This window comes from Bacillus sp. PK5-006 (genome assembly GCF_054161415.1).
On the sequence record NZ_CP096414.1, the window covers coordinates 3657454 to 3675792 of the forward strand.

Sequence of the window (18339 nt, forward strand, 5' to 3'; positions counted from 1 at the left end):
ACACAACCAATAACCTCATGTATACGTATGCTGATCAGCCTTCGTAAACAGATGGTTTTAACACTCCAATATACGGGAGGTTTCGGTAACGTTCAGCGAAATCCAATCCATAGCCGACAACAAATGCATCTGGTACTTCAAATCCAACATAATCTGCTTTGATGTCTGCTTTGCGGCCGCTTGGTTTATCAAGCAATGTCACAATTTTAATGGAATTTGCTTTACGGTATCGGAAAAGCTCTACCAGATAGCTCAAAGTTAACCCACTGTCGATGATATCTTCCATAATCAAAATATCTCTTCCTTCAACAGAAGTATCTAGATCCTTAATGATCTTTACTTCTCCAGAAGATACGGTAGACTTTCCGTAGCTAGATACATCCATAAAATCAAGTTCTAAATATGTATCAATGTGTTTGATCAGGTCTGCCATGAATGGAAGAGCCCCTTTCAAAACACCAATAGCCAGGGGAAATTTACCATCATAATCACTGGTTAATGTTGCACCCAGTTCCTTCACTTTTTGCTGGATCTCTTCTTCTGAGATCAAAATCTTTTCAATATCTTGTTTCATGCTTTTGCTTGCCCCCTACAAATTTTCGTGCTGTCTATATTGTAATACAATGAGATCGCTGTTTGTCATATCAATTTCTTCAAAAACGGATTTTTTCAGACCTGGGATCCAGATGATTTGATGATCCGAGTCAGTGACGATCGGCCAGCTGTCTCTTTCTGCAAGAGGCACTTTTTTATCAATAAATATATCCTTCACCTTTTTTGATCCATTCATCCCTTTAAGTTTGATTCGATCACCATTTTTTCGTGAGCGAATGATCAAAGGGAGACGAACATGATCTTTTTGAAGCAAGAAAAAATGGTTTCCGTTCCGTGCATCCTTCGGAACATGATTTGATACAGCGATAGACTGTCCATTTGGGAGAAAAAGCTCTTCTCCGAGCTCAACCTTTAAGTGAAGAGCATAAGACTGGTCTAATACATGCGATCGCTCAAAGGTAAACATACAGTGATCATAAGACTTGACAGCTTGTAAACCTTTTGGCAAATCTAATGATCCAGACGGTTGATCGGTATGAGATAACCAGTCTAAAGTCCCTAGAATATGCTGGTTTGAAAACGCTGATTGAGTGTTTTCATAAAGATAGTTTAATATTAGTTGAATGCCTCTTCTTTGTAAAGGCAAAGGCAGGTCAAGCAAAGGCTTCGTTTTAATCTCAATTTGCTTAGGCGATTGACTCGTTATCACTTGGTTCATTTGTTCCTTTGTTAAAGCCTGCAAGTATTGCTCATCCTCAGTCAGCATGTCACTTACAAACTGAAAGCTTTCATGTACATGAGGTGCCTCTTCTTTTAACACGGGAAGAATGTGTCTTCTTACCCGGTTTCTCAAGTAGTCATCTGTATGATTGCTTTGATCAATGACATAGGGGACATGTTCTTTTTCACAAGCTTTTAGTATGTCGTCCTTAGAGTATCCAATGAGCGGACGAATCAGCCACCCATTTTGAAAAGGGCGTTTTGCTTGGATACCTGCGAGTCCTTTACCAACAGTCCCTCTCGCAAGTCTCATCAACATTGTTTCTACTTGGTCGTCTCCATGATGTGCAAGCGCTATAAATTGAGCGTTGTATTGCGCCATCAATTGACGAAAGAAAGCATATCTGCACTCCCTTGCAGCTGCCTGTTTGTTTAAGCGGTTTTCTTTTGCATATTGGGTGACCTGTATGCGGGACGATTCAAAAGGGATCTCGTGCTCCTTACAGTAAGCCTCAACAAATGCCAAATCAGCAAAGGACTCTTCTCCTCTGAACATGTGATCTACATGGGCTGCAATCAGCTGATAGGAACCTTTGCGGCGCTTGTTAAGTTCATGCAGTAAGAGCATAGAATCCGGTCCGCCGGAAACCCCGACAATGACTGTCGTATTTTCAAGGTAAACATCATGTTTTTTCAAAAAAGATTCAATTCTATTCACAACTTCCTCCTCACAAAGAGCAGGTAATTTAAAGATATACATATCCTATCACTTTCAGTAGCTCCAAGCAAAGAAGAAGCCTGCTTTTTTACAGCTCTACAACAGGAACAAAACCACATATGCACAGTAAAGGGCGAGTACACTGCATACGATAAGAATGGTTTCAAAAAGCCCGCCTGATTTTTTACGTGCTGACGTTCTTTTTGCTGCTGCAGCACGCGATCGTGTAGTCACTTGTTGATTTTGATTAACAGCGGGTTTTGGCGCGGGTTTTGGTTGCTGCTTCTTTTGACGCGTTTTTCTTGATGCAATCAGCTGTCCTTCTTTCAGCATCGCACTTTTCATGTCTGCTGCTGATTGATATTTACCTTGTAGAGCAGCCTTTAACACCCTTTCATATCGCTTTAATAAAGGATGTCCTTCAATGGCTCGATAAAGCTGTTTATCTGGTTCTGCTCCTTTTTTGAATTCTTTCTTATACGCACAGTTGACCATCACCATGGTCAGGGCAAATAAATCATAGGTTGGTTCAGCTTTTCGTGTACCGAATCCCCAATAGCCTCGATCAAAAAACTCGGTATACTCTTTAATTGCCCTGCCCGCTTTCGTCGTTCCTCCCACATCAATGCACCGGATTGTGGCAGGGGGACCAGAAACAATGAGATTATCCGGCTTCAAGTCACCAAAAATCCATCCTTCCTGATGTAAATGAGCCAGGCTAGATAAAAGCTGAATCATCAAAACAACGATCCACTCATCACCCTTTTGTTTCACAAATTCAAGCAATAATGGACCTCTGACATATTCCATCACATAAAAGGAGCGTTTTTGAGGCATACCGGGATAAATTGCATCATCCATATCATAAAAAGAAGGCCCCATGGTTTTCACAGGAGCCTTTGAAAAGGATTTTAATACATTGACTTCAGATGCAATGAGCATACTGTCATCACTCACTTTAAGGGCCGCTTGCCCATGTGGCGATTCGGCCAGATAGACAACACCGTTCGCCCCTTTTCCAAGCTCTTTTACAATACGGTAATGATGGTGGTGCCATTTCCCTTGAATCACCGTGCCTAACGGGATGTTAGAAGCCGAATTCATCATTATGCTCTTCCTTTGCTTCAAGCAGCCCTTTGCGTGAACGAACTGATTTGAAATGCTGAAGTGCTTCCCGAAGCGCTGGTCCCGTTGGGGTGATGCCTCCAGTGGTCAGTTTTGGGAAAATAGATGATAATGAATCGAATCGAGGCGTCCAATTCAACACAATTTCAGCATCTGAGTTTTTCCCGGGAAATACACACATCCCAAACTGATTTTCTCCAATTCTTGAATTTAAACTGATGGAAAGGTCGATAAGTGCCTCTTTGACGGTTGGCAGCTTCGGTTTCATACTTGCACTTGTATCAACAAGCACGAGTACTTGAAGGTGAACCGTTTCTCCTAACTCATCGACAACCTCCATTACTTCCCCGCGCTTATCAGGTGGAAGCTCTTCAATTTCAGTGTCTTTGCCGAGTATTTGCTGCAATTCTTTATTCACAACACCTTGCAGGGTTTGTGTCATTGCTTTTTTCGTGACCATTTGTACTGTTTGAGATAACTGCTGGACGTAGACAACTTGATGGATGCCCCCGCCTGCGAGAGCAATCCCCTCTACTTCCTTCATTGCTTCATGATCGTGTCTGTTTTCTTCCATAATGCCAATGACATTGACTGTAATCCCTTGTTCCTTTGCCAATGAGGCAATCGCAAGCGGATCCTCCCCGTGATTTGAGCAGCCATCTGTAATCAATAAGATTTGGTTGACGTGACCTTTTCGCATCTTCATTCCTCCTGGGATTGTAACTGAATGCTTATATCCCCATCATCGCCAGAAGAAATTCATATTATACGATATTTTAAGAAATCTCTTGTTTCTCAAGATAGAATGTACCGGTCGGAATGGAAGCCCATTTTGGTGTGTTGTGGTCGAGCCTGATGACAACAACTGTCATATCGTCGTCAATTTGGCCTGCTCTTGTTCGAATAACCTCTTCCATTAATAAATCAGCAATTTCTTGGGGATCTTCTGTTTTAAAGCTTTTCATTTTCCGTTTCACCCACAGATCATGATTTTCAATATGCTTTGGCCCCTCAAAAATACCGTCACTCATCATAATCAATAGGTCTCCTGCCTTCATCTGTTCGCTCACAACCTCGACCTCGAATTCATCAATAATACCGATTGGCAAGTTGCTTGCTTGTACCTTCATCACCTGATCACCCCGTTTAATAAAGCTGGGTGTTGAACCAATCTTGAGGAACTTACAGCTTGCATCCTGTAAATCAATGATCGATAAATCCAATGTTGAATAGATCTCGTCCGTCGTTCGTAAAGATAAAATACTATTAATGGTTTTAATCGCCACTTTTTCATTGATACCTGACGCCAATATTTTTTCTAACAGCTTAATCGTTTCATTGCTTTCAAAATGAGCACGTGCTCCGTTGCCCATTCCATCACTAATAGCTGCGGCATACTTGCCTGCTCCAAGCTCCATCATGCTGTAACTGTCTCCAGATACCAGTCCTCCGCCTTTTGCTGCATGTGCCACGCCTGTAGCCACTCGGTATGATTTAGCAGAGCCAAATACAACGTGGCAATAGCCTGTTGGATGCTCTGCACACTGTTCTGCTTTGACTAAAATCTGTTCTTCTAATATATCTGAAAGCATTGGCGCAATGATTTTTTCACATTCCCCATGCCCTTGGCAATATGGGATTCTCATTTCAATATCGACATTTCCCTGCTCCAAGCTATAGATTTCAACTTGCTGAATTTCAATGCCAAAGTGCTGAAGTGCTTCTATCATCTGCTCTTCCTGAATAAAATGCTGCTCTCTTTCTCGTTTTATTTCCCGGGAAAAATCCTCCATCACTTGTGAGACCCCCATCAGCTGTTCAGCCACAAGACGCCTGCTGTCTTGGACTTTTTTCTTCAGTGTCTGGTTGGCTTTATAGTAAGCAATCTCCTCTTCGATCAATTCCTCAACATGTTTTGATTTTGAGCAGTGCTGACTAAATTTCTTTTTCAATTTTCGGTTATGCTCATACGTTTTTTCATCAGATTCATGCATAACTTGTTTCATTAGTTCATAGGTTGTATCAAAGTTCTGCACCCAGCATTTATTTTTCTTATAGCACGTTTGACAGGATCGTTCTGTGATCGTACTTAAAAAAAGATCTACATCCTCTTCCTGCTTCTTCTCTTCAGGAATGGATTCGTAAAATGTCGCAAAACTCTCAGACAGCGCATGAAATACATGAGAGAATTGATCTACCTTTTTTGCTGTCACGTCTCTTACCTTCCGAGCATATTGCTGCTGCTCTTGTACATGCTCTACCGTACCAGGAATGTATTTCGCTACCTTGGAAGTAACTGATTGCGGCGTGAGTAAAAAGAGCGCAACCGCTATAAGTGATTCATACAGTGTGGTCATGAGACCTGCTGACCCTTCCCCGTACAGTGAAATGAGTAAGGAACCCACAATTAAGCCGATGGCTGCCCCTGCTTTCTTCCCTTCTTTCAGCAATCCGCCTAATAAGCCTGAAAAGGCAAGAAGACTCATCTGATAAAGGTTTCCGATGTTAGCGAGACCGAGAATTAATCCTGTCACAACACCGACCGTACAACCAATACTGGCTCCGCCAATAAAGGCAAATGTCAGCACTACATAACGTGACAAAATATGCTCTGCCTGCATTCCTTGAAATGTGATCCCAGCAAGACCAGTTAAAACTGAGGCAATTAAAATCATAAAACAAATAATTTCTTCGACCTTTAAAGAGTGTTTAATTTTCCTGACTGTAAAAATCGGCAGGCTTTGAAGAAAAATCAGAGTCAAAATGAAGGCAAGTCCTGCTTCGACACCCGCCATGACGTAATCATAACTTTGCACAGCACCTTGCTCTAGGTAAACAAACGCTCCCCGGGTGATCAGCATTGAGAGAACAATGACAACCGGCAATGTTTTCACTGGGTCTTTGATGATGAAAGAAACCACCTTTGACATAAGGAGAAACATGAGCAGCGACGCAAACACAAACAATGCATTTTGAGGTGATATCGTCATCGCCCCAGCGAGTAATGCTAGACAAGCAAGCATCGCCTTATCTCTTTTAATAAGCAGCATGGAGCCAAAGAAAGGCAGAGCAAACGGCATAATTTCAGATAATATAAAGGCTCGTCCTAATAAAAAGCCTAGAACAACATAAATAAACCCTTTATAGAAAAAAAGAGAATGCGTGTGATGAAGAAACAGGTTTTTCATCTTTTTTAGCCCCGCACTGATTCTTTCAAACCCCGCTCCTGTTAAATCAGTTCTTCTTTCTAGTTTTTCCATCTTCTCATCCCCCACCTGATATTCGTTGCTTGTCATTATAGCGAAGGTGAAAAAGAAATTTTGTCAAAAGAAGTTGTCGTTTCCATAAAACGTTCGACGCTTTATTCGTCAAAGAGGCATACTTTCATGAAAGTCGATGTCTTTCATCAGAATTTTACGAAGGCACAAAAAAACAGCTTTCCTATAGAAAGCTGTTTCAAATATGACCCGTACGGGATTCGAACCCGTGTTACCGCCGTGAAAGGGCGGTGTCTTAACCGCTTGACCAACGGGCCTTGCTTTATGTTCTAGTTAAAAGGATAGCGGCGGAGGGGATCGAACCCCCGACCTCACGGGTATGAACCGTACGCTCTAGCCAGCTGAGCTACACCGCCATAATGAAAATGCGCTAAGAAGCACAAGAACTATAATACAAAGGATTCGCTTGTCCGTCAATAGAAAGTTTTAAATTAAATGACGAAATCTCAAAAAATGTCGGATGGATCATGAAAAAAAGCACCTGCTGAACAGCAGATGCTTTGTTGTGAAAATATATAGAAAGCAGCAACAAGTTAACCTCTTCTTGCTCCGCGCCCCCCACGTTTTGATTCCGTGTTACGTTTTAAAGATGTTAAGCGATCTTCGCTATCTTTTAAGAATTTGTTCATTTTTTGTTCAAACGATTCCTTCGGACGGAAATCATTTCTGCTTGGTCTTGATTGTTGTTGAGGACGATCTTTTGCTTTTTTAATGGACAAGCCGATTTTACCGTCTTTTTCAACGTTAATCACTTTCACTTCAACTTGTTCACCGACTTTTAAATGCTCATTAATATCTTTTACATAGTTATCGGCTACCTCACTGATATGAACGAGACCAGTTGAACCGCCTGGCAACTCCACAAAAGCTCCAAAATTTGTAATGCCCGTAACTTTCCCTTGTAACTTGCTGCCAACTTCAATCGACATAAAAAAAGTGCTCCTCCTTAGACTTATAAAAAAATCTCATTTGTTCAATTATACATAAACTGAATTTTAAGTGTCAACAAGGCTAATCGCTCTTATTGCCCACATCAAAGATTTTTTCGCCTTTTTTGGACATATAATAGTCCCGTCGTGCCAGTTCGAGTACGTATTCCTTGCTTTTCAGCTTCTTAATTTCATCAGAAATATCTTCCTGCTTTGTTTTTAATTGCTTCAACTCTTTTTCGAGCGCAACCTTCTTCTCTTCTTTTTCCTTTAGTGAAGACGATTGCGACCAGAGGGCACTTGTCACCAAGACAGCAAACATGAGCACGATTACACCAAACACGGTAAGCCTTCTAAGGAGTCCGCGACGTTTGCGTTTTAAGCGCTGCGCTTGCTGTTCCATTTGTTTTTGATAATCATTTTGAATTTGTGCGATATTTCGTTTTCTCTTGTTCAAGATTGAAGGCCTCCTCTCTTACTTTGTCCAGAATTGTTTCCATTTCGTTTTGATGGTACCAGATAATTTCTTGGCCCCTTGTAAAATTCCTGCTCCTTTTGAGAAAAACAATCTCATTGATGTTCGCCATTTTTCGGGAATCCGATGAATAATGGTCACATTGAGTAACCAGATGAGCGGATAACAAACAATCGACAGCACCTTCCACACGAGCCGAAACGTAAAACGAACTAGACGTAAGAGCGAGTGGAGCAAGAACAGAAAAGCACTTATGACCAATGTGATCATCCAGCGGATCGGCTGGAAGACAACCGACATGACCAGCCTTTTTAGGAAGAGAACGGTCTGATATACACACATCATGATAAACTTGAGAATCTTGAGATACAAATGTTTCATCAATGCCTGATACATCGAGAAACCTAGAGCAACGGCTAGAAAAATATAAAGCCTGAATTCTCCCTCATTTGTCAGCAGCAGGACGTAAAAGAATAAGAGACCCTGTACCATCCAAAAAAGGAGATCGTGGATAGCCAAAAGCCATTTTGCTGTTTTTTCCCGGTTCACAAACAGCTTGTACGTATCAAGCGATGCGCCCAGCCAGATGCCCATCGCCGCCATGGAAAGCATCGTATAAAACTGGACTGTCAGCGTCATTTAAACAGCTTGCTAAAAAATCCTTTAGCTTTCTCCCCGTGCTGCTCATCAACATAGATTAAATCAAAGACACGCCCTTTGATCGACACAACGCCCTTTTCGACGTCTAGGTTTTTCATTTGCAGATTTTCTCCGCGGATGGCGAGAATCCCCATGACCGTCTCCAGAAGAAATTCCTCACTATCAAAGCTTTCCACTTGTTTGACACCAGTAATATCTAAATGCTTTCTGTTTCGCATTGTGACATTGTGCTCCGCGTCTGATGACAGCTTCGTGCCTTGAGGTTGATTATAATATTGATTCATCTATACATCCCCCATATCTCATACTTGCATGTTACTGCATTGTATGTGATAAGAGGGTCTTTTAGAACAAGCCCTATTCTGCTGTTTTTTCTTCTTTAAGCACAGTATACATGCCAGCTGCTTCTTCTTTTTTCGTCGTGTCCTTTAACTCGTTGACTTGAACAGTCACTAGTTTTTGACCAAAGCGGATTTGCAGCTCATCTCCTTCTTTCACGTCAGAGCTTGCTTTGGCCTGTGTTCCGTTAATAGATATCCTGCCTTGATCAGCTACTTCTTTTGCCAATGTTCTTCTTTTAATTAAACGGGACACTTTTAAAAATTTATCTAGTCTCATGTGTGTTCACCTCTTTCTATGCGTTTCGCATCGTTCCATAGATCGTCCATTTCCTCTAGCGTTAAGTCATCTAATGAACGGCCCATGTCCTTTGCTTTTTGTTCGATATGCTGAAAGCGCCGTATGAATTTTGTGTTGGCAGAAGCGAGTGCCGTTTCAGGCTCTAGGTGATAGAACCTGCCAATATTGACGAGAACAAACAAAAGATCTCCAAATTCATCTTTCATCTGCTTCGTTGCACCTTCGTCCGTCTTCTCTGCCACTTCAACGAGAAATTCCTGCTTTTCTTCTTCGTATTTGTTCCAAATATCTTGAACATCTGTCCAATCAAAGCCTACTTTGGCAGCTTTCTTTTGGAGCTTATATGCCTTTGTTAGTGCCGGAAGTGTCGCCGGAATCGATTGCAAAATAGAACCGGTCCGCTCTGGCTTCTCCTGCTGTTTGATTTTTTCCCAGTTGGCCACCACATCTGCTGCTTCAGAAACATTCGTGTCACCAAACACATGGGGGTGGCGCCGAATCATTTTTTCTGTGACATGCTGAATGACGTCATCAATTGAGAAATAACCGTCATCTTCGCCAATTTGAGCGTGAAGTAACACCTGCAGCAGCACATCGCCAAGCTCTTCCACCATATGATCTGGGTCATCTTCATCTATCGCTTCAAGCAGTTCATAGCATTCTTCAATTAAATATGGTTTGAGTGATTCATTGGTTTGTTTTTGATCCCATGGACAGCCGCCCGGACCTCTTAATGTACGTATGACGTCACGGATGGTGTCAAATTGTTGATAAAGCAGCTGTTCATCTTGAATTGGAGGAACATAAACACTCGTTAAGTTATTTATCGACACATCTCGATCAAGTTCAAATAAAGGAACGGCAGTAATCTGTTCCTGACTGCTTCCAGCTGCTGTCACAATATAAACTTCATAATCGTCAGGGAGCTTTTCCATCAGCGTGAGTTTCACATTCGAAGCTGTCATCTGATCATATACCTGACAAATCAGGACGTGCTGGGTTAATTTCAGATCATCCGCTCTCATATCCCCTGCATCAACGAATTGTAATCCCTCGATGGGGTCAATTTGCAAGGAGTTGAATGTCGCATCTAGAAAGCTTTGTCCACCAGCGACAGACACCTCAATCCCGCGCTCTTTCTGCCCGGCGACGAGCAGCTGTACGGTCTTTTCTGCCACAAATGGATGACCAGGTACAGCGTACACAATGTTTTTTTCCGCTGCCTCTGCAAATAATATTTCGGTAATTTCCTGATACACCTGATTAAACTGATCATGCTTTTCATAAATTTCATCAAAAAAGGTGAGAGATGGGACCTCCTGCATTAACTCTGCGGTAAGCGGATGATCCTGCGTTCTCATAAATACTTCTTTCGCCTGCTTCAGCTGCTTATATACACCGAGCGTCAGCTGATCCATGTCGCCTGCCCCGAGACCGACGACGGTAATCTTACCTGCCATTTTGATTCCCTCTCATCTGTTTAAAATATAAAATCTTTTCTCCTAATGGAATGAGTCTCCATTCCTCGTCCGTAAATACTTCTAGCTTAAGAATACTATATAAAAAGGCGAAACCACCAATAAAAACTGATGTCAGGCTCTCTAAAACGGAAAACGGACGTTTTTCAAAGGGAATCACCCATGAAAACAGAGCCTGATATCCTATTAAGACCACAGCCATGAAAGCGGCTGATAAAAGAATTTTCACCGGGAACAACTCTCTCAATGAAATCCATCCTTTATGCTTCAAATAAACGGCATTGAGCACGGCTGCTGTGAGAAAACCACATACAGTTGACCATGCGGCACCGTGGATGCCAAATAACGGTACAAGCGCAATCGTTAGAATCCATTTCACCAGCACGCTGAGAACCACCACAACAGCAGGATACACAGTATGCCCGAGCCCTTGCAGTAAAGCCGCCTGCGTAATGGCAATCGACGTAAAGACGATCGATATACAGAATATTTGCAAGGCATCGGTGCCTAAATCATTACGAAAAAGCATTGTATTGACTGGTGCTAAAATACAAATCAGTCCAACTGCTGACCCTATCCCTAATACCGACGTGGTCTTAACCGATGAGCGAACTTTTTGCCGTATCGTTTCATGCTCTCCATTCCTCATGGCTGCCGATAAAAATGGCACAAGAGAGGTTCCGATGCTGATGGCAAACACCGTTCCGAGCTGTAAGAAAGGCTGGCCTCGGTCATATACACCTTTCGCCGCCTTTGCTGCCGCTTCACTGAGACCCTCGCTGCGCAGCAGCGCATACAGATGAAAAGCATCAATCATTTGCATCCATAAAATGAGCAAACCGCTGACACAAATCGTCAATGTATACAGCACCAAACTCTTCATAACATCTTTTTTTCGAAGTGTCGCCTGTTTGCCTGACATACTTGCAGCAGACTGCTTTCGATAGGTCAGCCAAAGGAAAAGAAGCAAAATGAGCGAGGCCGCACTTCCTGCGATAGAAGAGAACACCGCACCCGCCCCTGTTTCATAAAGCGAATAGCCGTGCCTCACGAAATAGAAGGATAAAACAAGCAGGACACCTACCCTGATGAGCTGCTCAACCAATTGAGAAACAGCTGTTGGAAGCATCAGACCGTCACTCTGAAAAACTCCCCTCAGCATCACGGTGAGCGGCAGAAATAGAAACACAAAAGCACTCATCTGGATGAGCAGAATTAATTGACTGTCTGCCATAAGACTCGCAATTGTGCCTGCTCCTATGTAAAGACAAAGAAATAAGACTAGGCTCAGTAAAGTGATATAGACCAAGGATACCCTTGTAATGATCCGTCGATTCTCTTCCCCATGCTCACTCAAAAGCTTGGACACCATGACAGGAAAACCTGTTGTACCAAGCATGATGGCAATGCCAAGGAAAGGATATACCTGCTGATAAATATAAAACCCTGTGTCCCCTACGATGTTTTGAAACGGGACACGGTAAACGGCACTTAATATCTTTGATAACAAGCCTGCGATGGTCAAAATCACCGCACCCTGGAAAAGCCAATGCGGCTGATTCACAGCATTTTTCATGGATGACTCCTTTAAAATAAATCTACAGTTAAACGCACTCATTATAACATACGTGAATGAAAAGACGTTTCTTTCTAAGGAGTAGACGGCACATGTCTCGTTTTGTTTCATCCCATATAAAAAACCGACAAAATCAAATGATTTCATCGGCATTCTTTCATTTTATCAAGATGATATAGAGTTATTAGACCTAATGTTCCATTTGACGGGCTAAGAAGCCAGCTGCCGTTTCTGCCGCTTTATGCTCCACTTCTCCCATTGAACGCTCTTTAGAAAATAAGACGACGGCGCCAATTGGATCTCCGTTCGCAACAATAGGTGCAATGGTATAAGCAGATACGTCATCATCAATACCATCGACAAGTTGAATTTCTTTTTTATTTTCTTCTAACACAGAATTACGCTGATCCATTGTTCGTTCAAGTAAATCACTGATGGATTTGTTCAAGTACTCTTTTTTCGAACTGCCGGATACAGCAATATACGTATCTCGATCACAGATCAGGATGGAATGACCCAAACTGTCGAATAATGCATCAGCATATTCCTTCGCAAAGTCTCCTAGCTCACTAATCGGCGAATACTTCTTCAAAATCACTTCTCCATCGCGGTCGACGAAAATCTCAAGCGGATCTCCTTCCCGGATGCGCAATGTTCTGCGAATCTCCTTCGGAATAACCACTCTACCTAAATCATCGATGCGGCGTACAATTCCAGTTGCTTTCATTCACTGCTGCCTCTCTTTCGTTTGATGATGTGTTGGGTGAATGGAACAAAAGCGTCCACTTTATGCAACATTCACCACTTGACCCTGAGTTTAGTATCCGTCACATCAAACGTAATATACACGAGAGACAAACAAAATTTTATGAAGATGGAATGGTTTCTTTTTTCACATCTTGAAGGCCTCGAAGCATGTTAAGAACAACCTCAAGCCATTCCTCGGTCTTCTTGCCTTTCGTTTGGACAGAAATAATCAGCTTGCTGCCTTCCATTCCTAACCCGATTTCACGTCCATATTTACTGCCGAGCTCAAATAATTTTTGACCGTCGATTTCACTGCTTGCTTTCTCATCAAGAGTCATTCTGACAATGCCTTTCTCCATCTTGATCAGCTCGACACGTTCCTGGACAGCGTACACCTTCATTGTCGCAATCGTAAACAAGTCTGCCACTTCTTGCGGATATTCACCAAATCGGTCGATCATTTCATCCTGAAGCTCTTTTCTCTCTTCAATCGATCCAATTGCTCTGAACTGTTTATACATTTCAATCTTTTGCTTGCCATCCGAAATATAAGTGTCTGGGATGTAAGCATCAATTTGCAGATCAATTTCTGGCTCGAATTTATCTTGAGCCGTTGTATCGCCTCTTCTTTCCTCAATGGCTTCTTTCAGCATTTGAGAATAGAGGTCGAATCCAACTGAATCAATGAAGCCATGCTGCTGAGCACCAAGTAAGTTTCCTGCTCCTCGAATTGTTAAATCACGCATCGCAATTTTAAACCCAGATCCGAGCTCTGTGAATTCTTTAATAGCTTGAAGTCTTTTCTCCGCAACTTCAGAAAGAACTTTATCTTTTCGATACGTGAAATAAGCATAAGCAACACGGTTCGAACGCCCGACTCGTCCTCTTAGCTGGTACAGCTGAGAAAGCCCCATTTTATCGGCATCGTGGACGATGAGTGTGTTCACATTTGGAATATCGACTCCCGTTTCAATGATGGTGGTACTGACCAATACATCTGATTCACCTTCAAGGAAATTGATCATCACTGATTCCAGCTCGTTCTCACTCATTTTCCCGTGCGCATAACTGACTTTTGCGTCTGGGACTAGCATGGAGATTTCATCTGCTTTTCGTTCAATATCCTCAACACGGTTGTAAAGGAAGTACACTTGACCGCCGCGTGCTAATTCTCGCTCAATCGCTTCTCTGACTAAAGCACCATTGTACTCGACCACATAGGTTTGAACAGGGAATCGGTTTTCAGGCGGTGTTTCAATAACCGATAAATCCCGCACGCCAAGCATGGACATATGAAGCGTACGCGGAATTGGCGTAGCCGTTAATGTCAGTACGTCGATATTGGCTTTCATCTGTTTAATTTTCTCTTTATGCGTCACACCAAAACGCTGTTCCTCATCTATGATTAACAGTCCTAAATCCTTGTAGACGATGTCTTTTGAAAGAAGACGGTGTGTGCCGATGACCATATCAATCGTTCCGTTTTTCAGCCCTTTTAACGTTTCAGTTGTTTCTTTTCTTGTACGGAAACGGCTCAGCTGCGCAATTTTGACAGGGTAGTCTTGGAATCGGTCCATGATTGTGTCAAAATGCTGCTGTGCTAAGATGGTTGTCGGAACAAGCAGGGCTACCTGCTTCCCGTCAGCAATCGCTTTAAAGGCCGCACGAATAGCCACCTCCGTTTTTCCGTAACCCACATCTCCACAAAGCAGACGGTCCATTGGACGTTCCCGCTCCATATCCTGTTTAATTTCGTGAATCGAACGGATTTGATCATCTGTTTCCTGATAAGGGAACGCAGATTCAAACTGGCGCTGCATCTCATGATCAGGCGAGAAAGCATATCCTTTGCTTGCCTCGCGTTCTGCGTACAGTTTAATCAGATCATCTGCGATGTCCTGTACAGATGTTTCAACTTTTTTCTTCACGCGTTTCCAATCGCTGCCGCCTAGTTTGTACAGCTTTGGTTCTTTACCTTCTGATCCTACATATTTCTGCACCTGATCAATTTGTTCAACCGGTACATAAAGCTTGTCGCTTCCTTGATAATGAATATTTAAATAATCTTTATGAATGCCGCCGATTTCAAGCGTTTCAATTCCTAAATATTTACCGATCCCGTGGTTAATGTGCACCACATAATCGCCGACTTGAAGCTCTGAATAGCTCTTGATCCGCTCTGCATTGGTCAGCTTTTGCTTACGCGCCTGTTTTTTCACACGTTTCTTGAAGAGTTCACCTTCTGTGATCACAGCAATTTTTGATAACGGCAGTTCAAAGCCTGTTTGCAGCTCACCTTGCAAAATATACACCTGTCCGCTCACAAGCTCAGCGTCCGGTTTAGCAAGAGCGGCTTCAATGTCATAATCATGCAGAACAGACGACAGCTTTTCTGTCCGCTCTTCATCCGCACCTAAGAAGACAACCGTGTATTGCTGTTTTTTATAGCGTTCAATTTCACTCGCCAGCACATTCATCTGTCCGTGGAAATTCTGCATTTGCTTACTAGATACATTGACGATATTTTGCGGATTTGTCTGCTGGACATGTCTCAGGAACAAAGAGTAGTACAGAATGGATCTCGATTGCTGATTGATCAGTTCTTGGAACGGGAAAGATAGAGATAAATCATGAAGAATATTGCCTTCTTCAAGCAGACTAATTGTCCAATCGGCTTCTTCCTGTTCAAGCTGTTCTTCCATCTCCTGAATTCTGCTGATTTCATCTAAAATAATAATCGTATCCTGCGATGTGTAATCTAGCAAACTAGCAGGCTTTTCATAGAAATAGGACAAGTACTTCGTCATTTCCTGTGTCACGATGCCTTCTAGCAGCTTCTCGCGATCAGCAGATATATTTTGATGAAGCAGTTCTTTTTGCTGATCTGAGTTGAATTTCTTTAAGCTCTTCGCCAGCCCTTGATCAAGCTGTTCAATGGCTCTCACTCGTTCAGGACCTCTCACAATTAACTCTTTTGCAGGACCTATTTTGATTTCTTGAAGGGTTTCTAATGAACGCTGTGTATCTGAATGAAACGTTCGAATCGAGTCTACTTCTGTATCAAACAGTTCAATACGGATTGGATGGTCTTCCGTTAACGCATAGATGTCGATAATTCCTCCGCGCACACTAAAATCTCCGGGCGCTGCAACCATCGACGTCCGGTCATAACCAATTTGTACGAGCTGTTTTGAAAACGCCTCCAAATCAATTTCTTCACCGATCTTTAAATGGATCTGACTCTCCTTCCAGAGCTCAACTGGCGGAAGCATCCTGCGCACCGCAGCAGCGGGAGTGACGATAATGGGGTTTTCTCCATTCGCAAGTCGATTCAAGACATCCAAACGCTGTGCTCTCAGTTCAGGACTGGCCACTGCAATTTCTGAAGCGATGAGTTCATTGACAGGATAAAGAAGGACCGAGCGATCCGGCATCACACTTGCTAGATCATCTGTTACCTTCTGCGCCTGATATAAATTGTGAGTCACAATAAACATTGGCCGCTTCAGTTCGTCTGATATCGCGGCTGTAAATAAAGATCTGACGGAGCCTGATAGTCCGGCAAGCAGCTGTTCTTTTAACCCTTCCTTTAGCCCATTAAAAATGGACTGAAAATCATCACTTTGTTTGATAAATGATTGTATGTTTTTCATTTGGCTCCTCCTCCCTGTTTGTTTAAAACAGAAAAACGCTTTGGTCTAATATCTACACCAAAGCTTTTTTATTGAATAAAAGTATGATACTGATGGTAATCAGGATTTCTTTCGAGCGCCTCTTGGCAATCCTCACAAATGGTTTGTACATGTAAATCACCATTTTCCCTATAAGAAATCATATCGTTTCTTTCCTCATTTGTTAAGTGATGAAATCCAAGTGCTTCACTTTGGACAGCGGATTCATCTAGACTGCCAACCTTTACACCACAGTGGCGGCAGTAATAATGCAAAGCCATACGTGATCCTCCCATGCTGAGATTTTATGATCAGTATGTGCTTCGCTTATCATTCTTATACCTTCTTGTTAAAATCATTCATCACTTCTAAAAACGGCTTTTTTAAAGCCGCTTCACAAGCCTCGACAGACGATTGAATGGCTGATGCGATGTCAGGCTGTTCTTCTTCTGAGAAACGCCCTAGTACGTAATCAACGACCTTCATGCCGTTTTGAGGACGTCCAATGCCGATACGGAATCGGTCAAATTCAGGTGAACCTAAATGCTGAATCAATGATTTGATTCCATTATGCCCGCCTGCACTTCCTTTTGTACGTAAGCGAATCCGGCCAGTTGGCAAATCAAGATCATCATAAATCACTTTCAAATGTTCGAGGGGAATATCGTAATAGTCCATCAGCGGACGCACACATTCTCCTGATAAGTTCATATATGTAAGCGGCTTTACAAGTAGAACCTTTTGCCCCGAAACAAACCCAGTTCCAAATTGTCCATGGAATTTTGATTGATTTAAAGGAATGTCCCATTTTTTCGATAATTCATCTATTGTCATAAACCCGACATTATGTCTTGTTTTTTCATATTCTTTTCCTGGATTGCCTAATCCAACGAATGCAATCATGAAACCAATAACCTCCTTTGTCACACAGCACACGCCTAAAAAATGAGCCAATCAGATTGCCTCATGTAAAAACGTATGAATTCTTTTCATTCTAGCACAAAAGACGCAACCGCGGGAGGGTTACGTCTTTAAATGACCAGTTATTCTCCATCGTCATCCTTTTCTTTAATGGCCTCAGGCTCTTGCGGCTCTTCTTCGCTATCCGGCTCAGGAACCTCTGATTGCTGAGGCGGCAGAATGGAGGCAACGACTTCTTCTGGATCGTTATTGATTTGATAAGATGACTGAACAGGCAGATCAGCAACTGTTAAGACATCATTGACTTCTAAGTTTGTAATATCAGCTTCAATATTCTGCGGGATATCTTTTGGTTTCGCTGTAACAGATAGTTCAAATAGTGGCTGCTGAAGCACACCGCCATCTTTTACCCCTTTAGACTCGCCAATCAGCTGTATTGGCACATCTGCCTCAATTTCACGCTGTAAGTCAACGACTTGGAAATCAGCATGGACAAGCTCGTTTTTCAACGGATCTGTTTGTAATTCTGTCACCATCACAGATTTCGTTTCACCACCCACATCTAAGGTGATAATTGTATTCTTCCCTTCATCACGTAAGGTCTTTAATAAATCGATGCTGTCTAATGAAACAGCCAGGCTGTCTGTATTTTTTCCGTATATGACACCAGGAACGTGTCCTGAATGACGGATTTTTTGCAGTGTGGAACGTTTGAAATCAGTTCTTTTATTTGCTTTTAAAGTTGCCATATTCAGCACCATCCTATTTCTTTTTTGTCACTACTCTCATAATTACCCATAACCGAATCATTTTAAACCTATTTGCCGTGAATGATGATAGCAAAAAG

At 42.4% G+C, this 18339-nt stretch carries 16 protein-coding genes, 2 tRNA genes and 1 pseudogene; all 19 read right to left on the minus strand.

Annotated features, from left to right (window positions below; translation table 11 throughout):
- Nucleotides 1–34: 34 nt before the first annotated feature.
- Nucleotides 35–574 (minus strand): hypoxanthine phosphoribosyltransferase, encoded by a 540-nt coding sequence (gene hpt / locus M1D84_RS18660; RefSeq protein WP_008357399.1) that lies wholly within the window; start codon nucleotides 572–574, stop codon nucleotides 35–37.
- A pseudogene (tilS, locus tag M1D84_RS18665) lies at nucleotides 571–1993 on the minus strand (tRNA lysidine(34) synthetase TilS). The gene hpt and the pseudogene tilS overlap by 4 nt, the downstream one beginning before the upstream one ends.
- Nucleotides 1994–2089: 96 nt before the next feature.
- A complete protein-coding gene (locus M1D84_RS18670) occupies nucleotides 2090–3097 on the minus strand; it encodes a protein kinase domain-containing protein (RefSeq protein ID WP_081372118.1) in 1008 nt (335 codons plus the stop codon).
- Entirely contained in the window at nucleotides 3081–3818 is a 738-nt protein-coding gene (locus tag M1D84_RS18675) for a vWA domain-containing protein (protein ID WP_024425649.1), read from the minus strand. Before M1D84_RS18675 ends, M1D84_RS18670 begins: the two co-directional genes overlap by 17 nt.
- A gap of 76 nt (nucleotides 3819–3894) precedes the next feature.
- On the minus strand, nucleotides 3895–6378 hold the full coding sequence (spoIIE, locus tag M1D84_RS18680; protein WP_024425648.1) for a stage II sporulation protein E: 2484 nt from the start codon (nucleotides 6376–6378) through the stop codon (nucleotides 3895–3897).
- 203 nt (nucleotides 6379–6581) lie between these two features.
- A tRNA-Glu gene (locus M1D84_RS18685) sits at nucleotides 6582–6653 on the minus strand.
- A 25-nt stretch (nucleotides 6654–6678) separates the two neighbouring features.
- Nucleotides 6679–6752 (minus strand) — tRNA-Met (locus M1D84_RS18690).
- A gap of 177 nt (nucleotides 6753–6929) precedes the next feature.
- A complete protein-coding gene (locus M1D84_RS18695) occupies nucleotides 6930–7325 on the minus strand; it encodes a S1 domain-containing RNA-binding protein (RefSeq protein WP_008357409.1) in 396 nt (131 codons plus the stop codon).
- Nucleotides 7326–7407: 82 nt separating this feature from the next.
- Complete coding sequence (locus M1D84_RS18700; protein ID WP_024427190.1) at nucleotides 7408–7782, minus strand: FtsB family cell division protein; 375 nt, start codon at nucleotides 7780–7782, stop codon at nucleotides 7408–7410.
- Nucleotides 7783–7800: 18 nt separating this feature from the next.
- The gene (yabQ, locus tag M1D84_RS18705) at nucleotides 7801–8439 is read right to left on the minus strand and encodes a spore cortex biosynthesis protein YabQ (RefSeq protein ID WP_024427191.1); all 639 of its coding nucleotides are present in this window, start codon (nucleotides 8437–8439) and stop codon (nucleotides 7801–7803) included.
- Nucleotides 8436–8744: a sporulation protein YabP gene (yabP, locus tag M1D84_RS18710; protein ID WP_024425646.1), complete on the minus strand. Its 309-nt coding sequence runs from the start codon at nucleotides 8742–8744 to the stop codon at nucleotides 8436–8438. Before yabP ends, yabQ begins: the two co-directional genes overlap by 4 nt.
- Before the next feature lie 73 nt (nucleotides 8745–8817).
- Complete coding sequence (locus M1D84_RS18715; protein WP_008341839.1) at nucleotides 8818–9078, minus strand: RNA-binding S4 domain-containing protein; 261 nt, start codon at nucleotides 9076–9078, stop codon at nucleotides 8818–8820.
- Entirely contained in the window at nucleotides 9075–10559 is a 1485-nt protein-coding gene (gene yabN, locus M1D84_RS18720; RefSeq protein ID WP_257803052.1) for a bifunctional methyltransferase/pyrophosphohydrolase YabN, read from the minus strand. Before yabN ends, M1D84_RS18715 begins: the two co-directional genes overlap by 4 nt.
- Nucleotides 10549–12153: a putative polysaccharide biosynthesis protein gene (locus M1D84_RS18725; RefSeq protein ID WP_103132753.1), complete on the minus strand. Its 1605-nt coding sequence runs from the start codon at nucleotides 12151–12153 to the stop codon at nucleotides 10549–10551. Before M1D84_RS18725 ends, yabN begins: the two co-directional genes overlap by 11 nt.
- Nucleotides 12154–12343: 190 nt before the next feature.
- A complete protein-coding gene (spoVT, locus tag M1D84_RS18730) occupies nucleotides 12344–12880 on the minus strand; it encodes a stage V sporulation protein T (protein ID WP_024427194.1) in 537 nt (178 codons plus the stop codon).
- A 139-nt stretch (nucleotides 12881–13019) separates the two neighbouring features.
- A complete protein-coding gene (gene mfd / locus M1D84_RS18735; protein WP_041105720.1) occupies nucleotides 13020–16553 on the minus strand; it encodes a transcription-repair coupling factor in 3534 nt (1177 codons plus the stop codon).
- A gap of 68 nt (nucleotides 16554–16621) precedes the next feature.
- Nucleotides 16622–16852: an anti-sigma-F factor Fin family protein gene (locus M1D84_RS18740; protein WP_003217967.1), complete on the minus strand. Its 231-nt coding sequence runs from the start codon at nucleotides 16850–16852 to the stop codon at nucleotides 16622–16624.
- Nucleotides 16853–16907: 55 nt separating this feature from the next.
- The gene (gene pth, locus M1D84_RS18745; RefSeq protein WP_024425643.1) at nucleotides 16908–17474 is read right to left on the minus strand and encodes an aminoacyl-tRNA hydrolase; all 567 of its coding nucleotides are present in this window, start codon (nucleotides 17472–17474) and stop codon (nucleotides 16908–16910) included.
- Between the two features lie 140 nt (nucleotides 17475–17614).
- A complete protein-coding gene (locus tag M1D84_RS18750; RefSeq protein WP_024425642.1) occupies nucleotides 17615–18241 on the minus strand; it encodes a 50S ribosomal protein L25/general stress protein Ctc in 627 nt (208 codons plus the stop codon).
- Between the last annotated feature and the right edge of the window lie 98 nt (nucleotides 18242–18339).

Bases quoted from the DNA above. Each gene is read 5' to 3' on its own strand.
- M1D84_RS18750 (WP_024425642.1), bottom strand. From the start codon at position 18,241: ATGGCAACTTTAAAAGCAAATAAAAGAACTGATTTCAAACGTTCCACA.
- yabP (WP_024425646.1), bottom strand. From the start codon at position 8,744: ATGAATCAATATTATAATCAACCTCAAGGCACGAAGCTGTCATCAGAC.
- yabQ (WP_024427191.1), bottom strand. From the start codon at position 8,439: ATGACGCTGACAGTCCAGTTTTATACGATGCTTTCCATGGCGGCGATG.
- M1D84_RS18740 (WP_003217967.1), bottom strand. From the start codon at position 16,852: ATGGCTTTGCATTATTACTGCCGCCACTGTGGTGTAAAGGTTGGCAGT.
- M1D84_RS18670 (WP_081372118.1), bottom strand. From the start codon at position 3,097: ATGAATTCGGCTTCTAACATCCCGTTAGGCACGGTGATTCAAGGGAAA.
- yabN (WP_257803052.1), bottom strand. From the start codon at position 10,559: ATGGCAGGTAAGATTACCGTCGTCGGTCTCGGGGCAGGCGACATGGAT.
- M1D84_RS18725 (WP_103132753.1), bottom strand. From the start codon at position 12,153: ATGAAAAATGCTGTGAATCAGCCGCATTGGCTTTTCCAGGGTGCGGTG.
- M1D84_RS18675 (WP_024425649.1), bottom strand. From the start codon at position 3,818: ATGCGAAAAGGTCACGTCAACCAAATCTTATTGATTACAGATGGCTGC.
- pth (WP_024425643.1), bottom strand. From the start codon at position 17,474: ATGATTGCATTCGTTGGATTAGGCAATCCAGGAAAAGAATATGAAAAA.
- mfd (WP_041105720.1), bottom strand. From the start codon at position 16,553: ATGAAAAACATACAATCATTTATCAAACAAAGTGATGATTTTCAGTCC.
- M1D84_RS18695 (WP_008357409.1), bottom strand. From the start codon at position 7,325: ATGTCGATTGAAGTTGGCAGCAAGTTACAAGGGAAAGTTACGGGCATT.
- spoIIE (WP_024425648.1), bottom strand. From the start codon at position 6,378: ATGGAAAAACTAGAAAGAAGAACTGATTTAACAGGAGCGGGGTTTGAA.
- M1D84_RS18715 (WP_008341839.1), bottom strand. From the start codon at position 9,078: ATGAGACTAGATAAATTTTTAAAAGTGTCCCGTTTAATTAAAAGAAGA.
- spoVT (WP_024427194.1), bottom strand. From the start codon at position 12,880: ATGAAAGCAACTGGAATTGTACGCCGCATCGATGATTTAGGTAGAGTG.
- hpt (WP_008357399.1), bottom strand. From the start codon at position 574: ATGAAACAAGATATTGAAAAGATTTTGATCTCAGAAGAAGAGATCCAG.